Source organism: Streptomyces sp. NPDC044571 (assembly GCF_040647115.1).
Lineage (GTDB): Bacteria > Actinomycetota > Actinomycetes > Streptomycetales > Streptomycetaceae > Streptomyces.
Window position 1 is genome coordinate 16,448 of the sequence record NZ_JBEZBN010000070.1, and the last position, 11,432, is coordinate 27,879.

The window sequence follows — 11,432 nt, forward strand, 5'->3', positions numbered from 1 at the left end:
GACATCGTCACTGCGTTTGACCCACTTCGACGGCCCAGGCTCGGATGTGCCGGCTGGGGTGCGTCCCGGCAGCGGCAACGGTGCCCTCGAGGAGCTCGTGGAGGTGCGGCGGGTACGCCTCGGGCGAGGTGGGAAGGTTCAGCACGATCCGGTGATGCATCTGCGGGTCGGCAGTCTGGGCGTAGAGGTGCAGCAACGCCTCCAACCATGCGTCCACCGCTGTCTGCGACTCGTCCAGACCTGGATCTCGGGTCCCGTGCGGTGCGTACGCGGGTGAGCGGTCTGCGCGGAGCGGAAGGTGCGCGCAGTACCAGGCGCGCATGGCGCCCGCCCGTTCGGCGTCCGTTCCCGTCCGTAGGTACTCCACCAGGGCATCGCGCACACGGCGGCGCCCGAATGCATAGAGCGCCGGCTCGACGAACCAACGGCAGAAGCTGGGGTCCGGGTCGTAAACGGCGGCCGCCATCAGCGGAGCGAGAAGCTCCTCGGGCAGAGTGGCACGTTCCAACAGCGGCCTGCGCACCGCGAGAGCGAGACGGCGAGCGCGCTGGTCTTTGGCCACCGTGCCGCCATTTATGCCGACCAACCGAGCCACCTCGGCCGCGCAACGCAGAAACGTCGGCGCCTGTGCTTCGTTCTGCTCTTCATCAGCCACGGCAGCATTGTGGACTGGTCCCGCGCGATGACCGCCGCTTGCGGCCGTCCACCGCTTCTCCGTCCCCGTCGGTGCGGGGAGCGACTGCCCATCAACCACAACGGGAAGCGCTTCCTTGGTCCATCCCCGCCTCGCGGGGAGCAGTCCACGGTGAACCACCGTGTCGCCTCAAGCTCGGGGTCATCCCGCTGCTGCTGGGATGCGCCCACCTCTTGATCAGATGTGGGGCGCGGGGTCGGTGGTTAGGGGCCCATCAGTGCACACTGGCGGGCCCCTAACCACTAGACGTCGTCGTCCCCGAACATCGCCACCAGCAGCGACCAAATGGCCTTGCCGATGACGTTGACCAGAACGGCACGACCGAGACCGGTCACTGCCTTTGACGCCGCCCCGGGTGTGGCCTGCTCGCGCTTGTCCACAACCCTTCACCTCCCTCCGCTGTGCGAATGGACCGACCTCTGACGTCGCGAGGTTCTGGTCTCTATCGCGGGCGCGCGGGCGAAGCCCGTGCACCGGGGCACGTCTCCGAAGAGCACTTGTCCCGAGCTCAGGAAGTGATGGGATGAGCCTACGGCGGGGCAAACTGCCATGTCCCCGGAATCCGGCAAGCCGGTTGGCTCAAGTTGATCAGGTGGGATCGGCGGCGGACAGCTTGTGCCACCAGTGTCCGCATCGCTCGGAGCAGAAGCGTTCGCGACGCCGTTGGTCAGCGATCGCGAGCACCGCGACCAGCAGCCGGAAAGCCTTGCGGCGTTCGTCGAGCGGAGCGAGGCCGGCGATCTTCCCCAGTTGCTGGTGGATCGGACCGCGGGTGATCAAGACCGCAGGCGTATGCGTGGGTCGCAGTCGTGCACGGCGGATGGCCTCCGGTCCGTCTTCGGTGACGGCGCGAGCCTGGACGCAATGGTGGCGCAAGAACAGCAGCGTCTCGGACTGCTCCTGCTGGCTCAGGCCGTCGAACCACTCGATGCCCGGGGACATCGGGCGGAGCCCCTGGGCGAGTTCGTTGAGCAGGAGGTCACGTGCGCTCATGGCCGGCTTCTGTGGGACAGGCGGCGCCGGGACGCGGTGATCATGAGCCCGAGCAATGCCGCCACGTCGGCCGCTCCGTCGGCGTCGTCGGCCCAACGAGTGGCCTGCAGCGGGCGCACGTCGTCCAGGGAGACGCCTTCGCGGCTCAAAATGAAAGCCAGCACCAGCATGGCTGCACGGGCGTTGCCGTCTTCGAACGGATGGAAGAAGAGCACGTCCAGGTAGGTACGGGCGGCGCGCGAGGGGAGGGGCAGGTTCGGGTTGGTGCTCTCGGCGAGGCACTGCTCGAACCGTGCGGGCGTGTCGGGTGCGAGGCCGTAGCGCTCTCGTCCGCCCTTCGCGAAGGCCGGCATCGTGCGGAAGGCGACGGCGTCGCGGTGCAGCACGGTCCGCTGCCAGCTCGCCATCAGGGGGAAGGTCAGCTGCGCATCCTGCTGCGCGTCGGCGAGAACCCGGTCAAGGGCGGTCAGGACCCGCGTGGTCCCCGCGGCGTCACGGCCGCCGCGTGTCGCGGCGAAGAAGTCGCGGAAGCCGTCATACGTCGCCGGTTCGGCGGCCGTGCGGGCCTCGCCGCTCCAGTGCGGCCAGCTGACAGCCGCACGGATGCGCAGCCAGTCGGCGAGAGAATCGTTTCGGCGGTCCGGCCCGGAGCTCACCGACTTCCGCCGATGGTCCCGGCGAACCCTGCACTCACCGCAGCGACCACCGTGACGTCCGGTGCGATCCAACTGGCGAACCGGCCACCGACCGCGGTCTTCACGATCTCCTGGGCACGCTCCTCGTCGAAGCCGTTGTAAGCGAGGAACCATCCCAGTACCTGCATGCAGTGCCCGTACCAGCCGCTCTCGGCCTGCGTCCGGTCGGCCACGACGGTGACCAGGCGCGTGCACGCCCGCTCCCAGTGCCACGGGTCCACCGAGGACCCCGCCGAGGGTGCCGCCGGCGCGAGGGCGGAGAAGCGCTCAGCCAGGTCCTCGAGCCAGTCACGCCATTCGAGCAGCGCCGCGACCACGAGCGGAGCGGTTGCCTCCTTCGTCGTCACGGAATGGGAGGCGCAGCACCACGCCTCGACGACCCCGCCGTCGATGTCCCCCTCGCCCACTGACCAGTTCCACGCACGGGCCCACCGTCCGTAGCGGTCGGCCAGGAATTCGGTGACGGGGTACAGCGAACGCCACCTCCCTTCTGCTGCGGCATCGGCGTCGGGAAGCAAGGGCGCCACGAGGCCGGCCAGCTCCTTGCGTGCGTCGTCGTCCAGCTCGAACGGATGCCGCAACGGATCCACGTCCGCCCAGGTCAAGGGGTTCGCCCACAGCTCGGTCACCACACCACTCTGCCGTGCTCAGCCGCTCGAACGCCAACCCAATATCGAGGGGCGGTGCTGCGGTCACGTCACCGGGTGAGGAGCAGCCCGCAGCTGTAGGCCCGGCCGTGCCCAATCCCCTCTGCCAGAGTGTCGGCGAGAGCCTGCGGATCCGTGACCGTCAGCTTCCCCCGCAGCTCGGCCCGGACGATGCGCAGTCCTTTGTGGGACCCGGCGCTGGAGACGGTGGGCAGCATGCGCACAGCGAGCGAGCCCGGGTCGGCGGTGGCGCCTATACGGACGCTGCCGTTCGGGCCGGAACGCGGCTCGCCTTCGGGCTGGAGCCGACGCACGAACCATTCCTTGACGTGGTCCGGCCGCGTATGGGCCACGCGCCTGCCCCGGCCCCTGTCAGAGGCAGGCGCTCCCGTGGGGACGCTGCGGACCGGGTTGACGACGGTGCGGAACTCCAGGACGTCGCCGACCCTGAACGTGCGGTCCACGGTGAGGATGCGCGGCCGACCGGTCATGGCAGCCTGCGGTATGCGGGACCAGTCCCCGGGGACACGCGACTGCACCACGATGACGAGGGCGGCCGCCTTGAGGTCCACCGACCAGGTCGACAGGACGCCCATCTGCGCACGCGCGTCGGGGTCGCCGTCCGCCACCCAGCCGCGGAAGCCGCTCATGACGGTGCGGTGCATGTCCTGGGCGTCGACCAGGGACTTGGCGGCGAAGGGATGGCGGGCGTCGAGCGTGAGCACGCTGTGGGTGGCGACGAAGCGGGCTGCAGTGGTGCTCCGGGTCACAGGAGGACGTCCCATCCGGTGGCGGTCTCGGCGATGGTGATGCGGGTGCGGGTCTCCCAGCGGAGCGTGTGGGCTCGCTCGTCCGCCTCGAAGGTGACGGGCTGGTCGTTGATCGGCGCGGCTTCCGCATCGTCGGGTGAGGACTGGATCCAGGCCCACGGGCGGGGTTCCTCCGCTGCCGCGGGCAGCAGTGCCTTCGCCGAGAACACCTCCTCGATGGTGCCCTCGTACACCCCGCACGAGAGGGTCCCGGACGGTGGGCAGGACTTGCGGCCCAGCCACAGCAGTCTCTGCGGGTGCTCCAAAGCGTGGCCGATCTTCGCGAGCAGGGCCGGGTCCTCGCCTTCCAGGGCAGCCAGGAAGACGGCGTCGGCCAGGTACCAGCGCTCGGTGATCAGTGCGTCCCGGACCAGTTGCTCCGAGACCAGGCCTCCGGAGACGGGATCCTTGGCGATCTTTTTCGGGGCGCCGTACCAGTTCGCGAGGTCGTGGTGTCCGAAAGCAGTGCCCTCCTGCCCCTCCATGGACCGTGAGACGGCGGCCGCCCGGCGGGGGTCGGTGATGATGTCGCGGGGCCGTAGGGGGAACCTGCCCGCCCCGACGGTGTGATAGTCCCGTACGGGTACGCCCGGCCGGTCGGCGCGGACACCGAAGCGGAGCTGGGCAAGGGGCAGGTCCTCGGCGTGGAGGTCAGCCGCGCGGTCCAGTCCGAGCGCGGCAGCGCACAGGCCGATCACCGCGGACTTCGTGGGTCGGCTGTGCGTGTCGCGGCGGGTGAAGCGGGAGACCAATCCCCACGACTGCAGCGGACCGGCCAGGCGGATGAGCAGGACGTGCGTCACGCCGTCAGCTCCTCGATGCTCACGACTTCCTTCGCATCCAGCTTCCCCTCGGCCTTGAGGTCTCCGAGCACGGCGTTGACATCAAGGTCGTAGGTGAGGACGTTGCCGGGCCGGATGTCGGTGCGCCGCTGCGTGACGAAGCGGTGGTGCTCCAGCAGACGGCGTACGGCGGCTGCGCCGGCCGGGCCGTCGGTCAGCTCATCGATGGGCCGCTGGAAGGCGCCCGCGTAATTGAAGGGACGGTCCCCGTCGAATGCGAGGACCAGACCGGGGAGGGTTCCGGTGGATGCCGTGGAGTTCCTCTTGGCTTCAGGGAAGGCGTCGACGAAGGAGTGCACGAACTCCTCTTCGGCGGCAACGGCGGCTGCCTCGGCGTCGTCGGCCGCCATCCCTGCGGCTTGCAGGTTGTGCCGCAGCCTGACCCGGTCGAGGACGGCGTGGCGGTAGAACGTGCCCGAGATGAGCGACTGATAACCGGTCATGCCTGCGCCCGCGTCGTCGGCGGAATCGAGGAAGTCGATTGCGTTGGCCTTGCGGTCGAGCTTGGCGTCGTCGGCGGCGGCGAAGAAGTCGTCGACCTGCTCGGCTTCGTGGACCGTGAAGGCGTGGCTGCTCTGGACGGCCCCGTCGACGTTCGGAGAATCCGCGACCTCCGCGAGGAAGCGGCCGTAGAGCGCGATGTCGATGGCGTCCCGAGGTGCCAAAGCCGTCAGCACGGCGGTACGGGTGGCCTTCGGCAGGGGCACCTTCTTCGCCGCCGCGTTCTCGGCGGCGTCGCCCTCCGGCTCCTCGTCCGCGGACTTCTTACCCTTCTTCCGCTTCTCTGCCTCCGCCTGCTGTGCGGAAAGGAACTCCTGCACCCAGGCGGTGATGGACTCCGCCTCGGCGGCAAGGTGCCCGGCGATGCGGCTGCCTGCGTCCGCCGGGGCGAACACCAGCACCTTGGTCAGGTTGGCCACCGTCTTCTTCGCCGGGTCACCGAACTTGAGATTGAGGGCTTCTAGCACCGCGCGTGCCGTGCGCAGCGCCGTCTCGTACTCCCATCCGTGGTCGTTCTCCAGGCTACGGGCGGTGATCAGCGCCCACTCCCGGGTGCGGACGCCCATGGTGTGGCCTTTCAGCGCGCCGACCCCCGAGTTCGCCCGGTTGCGGGCGTGGACGCGCTCGGCCCGGCGCCGGGCCTGGCTGGTGATCATGTGGCGTTCGACGCCGCCGTACACGATGGCCTTGGGGGCACCGTTCTCGTCGCGTACCGGCAGAACGGCGGCGACGGTCTCCAGGAGGTGGAGGGAGAGGAACTGGCGGCCGAGGAGGCCGGGCTGTGTGCTCACGTGGTCGCGTCCTTCTGGGCGTTCTGGTCAGTGGGGCCGGAGGTCTTGCGCGCGGGTCCTTTGCGCACGGGTGGCTTGGGCGCCGGTGGCTTGCGCGCGGGCGGCGGGGTGGCTCGCCACGGCTTGTGGAAGTCGACGGCCCAGCGGTAGCGGATCCTGGCCTCACGGTCGGTCCAGCGGACCAGGTCCTCCACGAGCAGCGACCAGGCCGGCGGGGCCTGTTCGCACGAGCGCAGTCGGGCAACGGCGTGCTGGAGGTGCCGCCACGGGATACTCCGGCTCGACACGATGCGGGCGTTCAAGCGGGAGGCGCCGGCGTCCTTGGGGCCGCGGCCGATGCGACTGCCGATCCTGCGCATCGCGGCACCCAGGGTGTCGTTGCCCCAGTGCGGCCGAGTCGCTCCCTGGTGGTAGACGGCGAAGAGGAAGGCGACCCGCTCGTAGATCTCGCGCTGTTCCTCCACCGGGGCGTACCAGCCGGCCCGGATGTGTGCGTCTTCCTCCGCCCGAGGGCGGCGCAGCTCGGCGAGTGTGCCGTTGTCCCGGTTGTGTACGAGGCTGACGAGCCATCGGGCGAGTTGCTCGGCCGGCGGGTGTTCCGGCGGAAGAGCCTCTTCCGTCGCCTCCGGGCCCTGCTCGGGCCCTGCTTCGGGCGCCGTCTCGATGAGGACGTCGACGTCGGTCGTGTTGCTCACGGCCGCTTCTCCTTCGGCTTGAGCTGGTCGGGTGCCTTCTGCTTGCCGAACTCCGATGCGAGCGTCCGCAGGGCGTCGGCGCGCGCCTGGAAACCGCGCGCGTTGGCGGGCAGTGAGTCGAGGCGGTGCTCCAGGAAGACGGTGGCGTGCTCGGCGAGGGTCGTTCCGTAGGCCTCAAGGCTCGCCGGCACGGATTCTCCGGCCACGACCGTGTCCAAGAGGATGTGGAAGGGCTGCTCGGTCGCCGCCCAGTGCTCCGGGCGGGCGTCGAAGCGGGCGATCTGCAGCTTCTTGTCGGCGGGCTTGGGATTCGGGTACGCGACCTTCCAGGCGGCGAAGGCGGCCTTCCACAGCGCCGCCGCCACGTACTCCGCGAGCTGGGAACCGGTGTGCGCCGCGTGTCGGAGGTCCTCTTCGCGGCCGGGGCGGTAGGGGAAGGTGTCCGAGAGCCAGGTCAAGGGAGCCGTCTTGTTGGCGACCAGCCCCACCGCCCACAGGGAGACCCGTCCCTCGGCGAGGGTGGCCAGGCGATGGTAGAGGTCGAGACGCTTGCTGCGGTCGGCGACGGCCGCATACAGGGCGTGAGCCTCGCGCCACAGGGCCCGGGCCGGCGAGGGCGCCAGCGGCTTGGCCGTGGCACCGGTACCCGTGTAGACGACGTCCTGGACGAGGGAGTCGGGGAGCGGGGCGAGCAGTTCGCCGGCTCCTACGAGGACACGGTCCACGCCCGTCTCACCGTTCGCCAGCGTGCAGGGGCTCAGGAGGATCGAGCGGCCCAGGACGGTGTGGAGATCGGCGGGCCCGTCCACGGGCCGCCCGTCGGGCTTGGCCGCGAAACCGCGACGGGGAAGGCTCGACACCGTCCACGTGTGGTTGAACGTACCGCGGCGTGCGGCGGGGGCGAGGTTGAGCCGGAGGGTGTCGCCGAGCGTCTCGCCGAGCGCGATCACGCGGATGCGTGCCCCGAGGCGCCCGGTGGCCAGGTTGGTGATGGTGTCGCCCAGGGTGGCCTTGCCGGATATGCGGGCGCGGCCGCTGAGTCCGTAGGCGTGCTGGGTGAGCAGGGCGCGGAAGGCCCGCTCGGCGGTGATGGGTTGCGGATGCTCCAGGTGGTGGTGGTCGAAGAACTGGTTGTAGTCACCGACGTGTTCGATGACGAGCTGCGCGGGGCCGACCCCGTGCTCGTCCATGAACGGGGCGAGCAGGGCGTTCTGGCCGAGTGGCGCGGTGGGGTGGAAAAGGTTCCAGCTGTCATCGGGTTGGTCCTCCAGCCACTTCACGGCCAGGTCGAACGGCTGCCGATTCTCGACGGCGGCCAGCCAGCGGCCGGGAACCGGCGGGTTCGACTTCGACGCGTAGCAGATGGCCAGCAGGAACTCGAACAGGGCGACCGTCTCACCGGGGGTGCTGCCGGCCAGCGTCCTGATGTCCTCGTCGGCCGTTCGGAACACCTGGAGCAGGGTCCGCGACTCCGTCCTGCCCCCGGTCGTCACCACGGGTATGCAGGGGTGGACGCGGGGGTCCCACCAGTGGACGGCCTCTGCCGGTGCTAAAGCGGATGGTTCAGCCAACGTGCACATTCCCCCGATGTCATGACGCGCCGCCGTGATCGAAGCGAAGCTAACACCGCGGAAGATCGAGGGGGACGTGAATGACGAAGTCGGGTGACAGGGCGTACCGGTGGGTGTGGGGCAAGACACGGGACCGGCGGAGGTACCGCGAAGGGCAGCGGGCCTGGAACCCGCTGCTGGCCCACCTGCTCGACACGGGCGCGACGGCGCGGGAGCTCTGGGACCGCTTCCTGCCGGGCAACGTCCGCGCTGTGCTGACGGAGGCGTTCGGCGGCGGGGACCCGGCCACAGCGCGCGCAGTCGTAGCCTTCCTGGCTGCGCTACACGACCTCGGCAAAGCGGCCCCCGCGTTCCTAGGGCAGTTCGATCAGGGAGAGACCCGCTCCCACCTGCGCAAGGTTCGACCGGTGTGGGAGGAAGCTGCACGCTCCCACGGCGTTCCGCTACCGGATTCCTGGAACGGGCTGCCGTGGTCCCACCACCAGCACATCACGGCGGCCACGCTGCCCCGTCTGCTCGGCTGCGACTGTCCCGTCGCGCACGGCCAGCAGTGCAGGGCACCTGAGCACGAGGGCCTGTACGCCGTCGCGTATGCGCTGGGCGGTCACCACGGTCACGTCCCCGGCGCGGACACCGTCGGTACGGCGACCATCGCCCGCGGAGGCACGGACTGGGACGACGTACGGGCGGACCTCGTCGAGGTGACGGCCGCCGTGCTGGGTGTCGACCTGCTGCGCCTCACGGCAGTGGTGGCCCCGGCCAAGCCCGCCGCGCTGATCCACCTCATGGGGCTGGTCATCATGAGCGACTGGATCGCCTCGAACGACGGCAGGTACCCGTACGCGGACCTGGCCGAGCCGGACGAGGCGTGGTGGCAGGCGGCCCAGGGCCGGGCCGAGGAAGCCGTGACCGCACTGTGCCTCGACCGGTGGAAGCCGACCCAGGTGACGTGGCAGCAGCTGTGGCCCGGAACCGAGCCGCGTCCCGTCCAGGCTGCGGCATTGGATTTGATGCCTGCCGCGGGGCAGGCCCTGGTCATCGTCGAGGCCCCGCCGGCCACGGGGAAGACCCGTCTCGCCCTGTGGTGCGCCCACCATCTGGCGTCCCGCAACGGCTACCAGGGGCTTTACGTCGCCATGCCCACGAAGGCGGACACGGGCCGGATCGCCGCGGAGGTGCAGGGCTTCATGCGGGCGGCGGTGGCGGACGGGGACGCCACCCTTGCCGTGGTCCACGCCGACGCCCTCGAGCAGCAGATCGTCCACGCCCTGATCGACGCAGAGCGGTCGGGCGGGGAGGAGAGCTCGCCGCTCGACGCGCTGGCAGCGGGGATCGACAACACCCTGAAGTCCGACGAAGACGAGCGGGATCCCACTAAGGCGGCGCACGAGCATCCCGGACGCGACCGGGCCGTCATGGACCCCTGGTACCTCAACCGGTGTGTGGGGCTCATGGCCACCTTCGGGGTGGGCACCATCGATGAGGTCATGCTGGCCGCACAACCTTCCAAGCACTGGATGCTGCGGCTTTTCGGACTCTCGTGCAAGACCGTGATCATCGACGAGGCGCACGCCTACGAGCTGTACCAGCAGGAACTGCTCGGCACCACCGTGCAATGGCTCGCCGATGCGGGCTCGTCCGTCGTCGTCCTGTCCAACGCCCTACCCACGGCGGTACGAACGGCGCTCACCGCGTCCTGGTGCGCAGGCTTGCGGGTCGAGCCGGCCGACGCGGGTGACGAAGGTCCCGTCACGGTCGTCGACGCCGCCGGCCACGTCAGAAGGGGCGGTCCTCTGCCGGCCGACACCCCGCAGAAGGTCACGACGGTCCGGTTACGGTGCGAGGAGGATCCGGTCGGCCTCGCCTCGGAGCTCTTGGACAGGGCGCGGGGCGGCGGCTGCGTGGGCGTGGTGCGCAACCGGGTCGACACAGCCGTGGCTCTGTACCGGGCAGCTCTCGCCGGCGCAGCGGTCCACGGCTGGGACGAGTCGGAAATCCTGCTGCTGCACGAGCAGTTCCAGACGCACCAGCTGAGGTCCACTGAGGAACGGATCCGGTCCCTCCTCGGGGCCGGTGCTCCTTCTCGGCCCGGCAGACTACTGGTGATCACAACTCAGGGCACCGCGCAGTCCGTGGACTTCGACTTCATGGTCTCCGACCTGGCCCCCGTCGACCTCCTCGTCAACCGCATGGGCAGCCTCCACCGTGATGCCGGGAACGCCGGAGGCCGCCCGGGCTGGTGCGAGCTGCCCCAGCTGGATGTCCTCTTCAAGGCCGATCCTCAAGAGCCCGAACTCCCGCTGATCGAACCACCTCGCCTCCGTCCGGGACGCCGCACAGGCAACCTCGACGGCTCGACGTACGCCCCGTACACCCTGGCCGCGACGTTCCGCACCCTCCGGAAGCGGAGCGATCAGGAGGGCCGCATCAGCCTGTGCCTGCCTCGGGACGTCGCCGGACTCGTCACGAGCGTGTACGGGCCACGGCAGACAGGCGAGGGGGCGTGGGCGACCCTCTTGGACCGGACGTGGAATGCCTGGCTCGTCGAGCTTGCGAGGGAACGCCTCGCGGCTGAATACAACGGGGTCTGCCCCTATGTCGAGGGCGACCCCGCGACGGTGGAGTGGCTCATCTCGGGTGAACTCAACGGCGTCGGCGAGAAGGGCGGTGTGGAGGGGCTCCGCGCAGTCCCGCGGCTCAGCGCCCCTTCGGTCAACGCCGTGTGCCTCTACCGGCCCGGCGAGGACCTGACCCACGACGCCGAAGGGGAGCAGCTGGTTGAGATTTGGGGTAAGCACAAGCTGAAGAAGGGGTTGACCGCGGTGGATGAACGCCGAGTGAAGCGGACTCTCCTGCTCCACACGGTGTCCATGCCGGGGAAATGGTTCGAGGGACAGGACAGGCTGCCACCCCCGGAAGCCTGGGACCGCCAGCCGTACAAACCGCTCGACCGTTGGAACGTGTTGGTCTTCGACGCAACGGGAGCGTGCATCTCAGGCCTGGCCGGCCGAGTCCACTACGACGGGCGGACCGGCCTGCGGAGGCTGTGATCACCGTACGCTTTGCCCTGTTTCGGACTGGACCGCGGACCCGCCGCACCGTCCCGACTTTTGTCCGCGGACAAAAGTCGGGATGCCGGCGCCGTCCTTCAGCTTGTCGGCGCCGTCGGCGGCCTCGGCCGTCTTGTCGTGCAG

At 69.8% G+C, this 11,432-nt stretch carries 11 protein-coding genes; 1 reads left to right on the forward strand and 10 read right to left on the reverse strand.

The genetic code is table 11. The features are described 5' to 3' along the window. Window positions 1-7 precede the first annotated feature (7 nt). The 10 genes from AB0B01_RS27370 to AB0B01_RS27415 all read right to left on the reverse strand — a co-directional run bounded on the left by AB0B01_RS27370 (window position 8) and on the right by AB0B01_RS27415 (window position 8,247). Window positions 8-655 carry a hypothetical protein gene (locus AB0B01_RS27370; protein WP_361724439.1) on the reverse strand — a complete coding sequence of 216 codons (648 nt, stop codon included), beginning with the start codon at window positions 653-655 and terminating at the stop codon, window positions 8-10. 281 nt (window positions 656-936) lie between these two features. Beyond that, window positions 937-1,074 carry a hypothetical protein gene (locus AB0B01_RS27375; RefSeq protein ID WP_361724442.1) on the reverse strand — a complete coding sequence of 46 codons (138 nt, stop codon included), beginning with the start codon at window positions 1,072-1,074 and terminating at the stop codon, window positions 937-939. Window positions 1,075-1,282: 208 nt separating this feature from the next. After that, complete coding sequence (locus AB0B01_RS27380; protein WP_361724445.1) at window positions 1,283-1,687, reverse strand: DUF5958 family protein; 405 nt, start codon at window positions 1,685-1,687, stop codon at window positions 1,283-1,285. Continuing rightward, window positions 1,684-2,343, reverse strand: a complete 660-nt coding sequence (locus tag AB0B01_RS27385) for a Fic family protein (protein ID WP_361724448.1) — start codon at window positions 2,341-2,343, stop codon at window positions 1,684-1,686. The genes AB0B01_RS27380 and AB0B01_RS27385 overlap by 4 nt, the downstream gene beginning before the upstream one ends. Then, on the reverse strand, window positions 2,340-3,011 hold the full coding sequence (locus tag AB0B01_RS27390) for a hypothetical protein (RefSeq protein ID WP_361724451.1): 672 nt from the start codon (window positions 3,009-3,011) through the stop codon (window positions 2,340-2,342). Before AB0B01_RS27390 ends, AB0B01_RS27385 begins: the two co-directional genes overlap by 4 nt. Before the next feature lie 68 nt (window positions 3,012-3,079). Next, entirely contained in the window at window positions 3,080-3,799 is a 720-nt protein-coding gene (locus AB0B01_RS27395) for a type I-E CRISPR-associated protein Cas6/Cse3/CasE (protein WP_361724454.1), read from the reverse strand. Then, a complete protein-coding gene (gene cas5e, locus AB0B01_RS27400) occupies window positions 3,796-4,641 on the reverse strand; it encodes a type I-E CRISPR-associated protein Cas5/CasD (protein ID WP_361724457.1) in 846 nt (281 codons plus the stop codon). The genes AB0B01_RS27395 and cas5e overlap by 4 nt, the downstream gene beginning before the upstream one ends. Beyond that, window positions 4,638-5,972 (reverse strand): type I-E CRISPR-associated protein Cas7/Cse4/CasC, encoded by a 1,335-nt coding sequence (locus AB0B01_RS27405; protein WP_361724460.1) that lies wholly within the window; start codon window positions 5,970-5,972, stop codon window positions 4,638-4,640. The genes cas5e and AB0B01_RS27405 overlap by 4 nt, the downstream gene beginning before the upstream one ends. Continuing rightward, complete coding sequence (casB, locus tag AB0B01_RS27410; protein ID WP_361724463.1) at window positions 5,969-6,667, reverse strand: type I-E CRISPR-associated protein Cse2/CasB; 699 nt, start codon at window positions 6,665-6,667, stop codon at window positions 5,969-5,971. The genes AB0B01_RS27405 and casB overlap by 4 nt, the downstream gene beginning before the upstream one ends. After that, window positions 6,664-8,247, reverse strand: coding sequence for a type I-E CRISPR-associated protein Cse1/CasA (locus AB0B01_RS27415; protein ID WP_361724466.1), 1,584 nt, complete (start codon window positions 8,245-8,247; stop codon window positions 6,664-6,666). The genes casB and AB0B01_RS27415 overlap by 4 nt, the downstream gene beginning before the upstream one ends. Before the next feature lie 71 nt (window positions 8,248-8,318). On the opposite strand from AB0B01_RS27415, the gene AB0B01_RS27420 reads away from it, so the two are divergent. Continuing rightward, window positions 8,319-11,288, forward strand: a complete 2,970-nt coding sequence (locus AB0B01_RS27420) for a CRISPR-associated endonuclease Cas3'' (protein ID WP_361724469.1) — start codon at window positions 8,319-8,321, stop codon at window positions 11,286-11,288. Window positions 11,289-11,432: the final 144 nt, after the last annotated feature.

Excerpts from the sequence above, each read along its gene's own strand:
- AB0B01_RS27380 (WP_361724445.1), bottom strand. The coding sequence starts at position 1,687 with ATGAGCGCACGTGACCTCCTGCTCAACGAACTCGCCCAGGGGCTCCGC.
- AB0B01_RS27415 (WP_361724466.1), bottom strand. The coding sequence starts at position 8,247 with ATGTGCACGTTGGCTGAACCATCCGCTTTAGCACCGGCAGAGGCCGTC.
- AB0B01_RS27420 (WP_361724469.1), top strand. The coding sequence starts at position 8,319 with ATGACGAAGTCGGGTGACAGGGCGTACCGGTGGGTGTGGGGCAAGACA.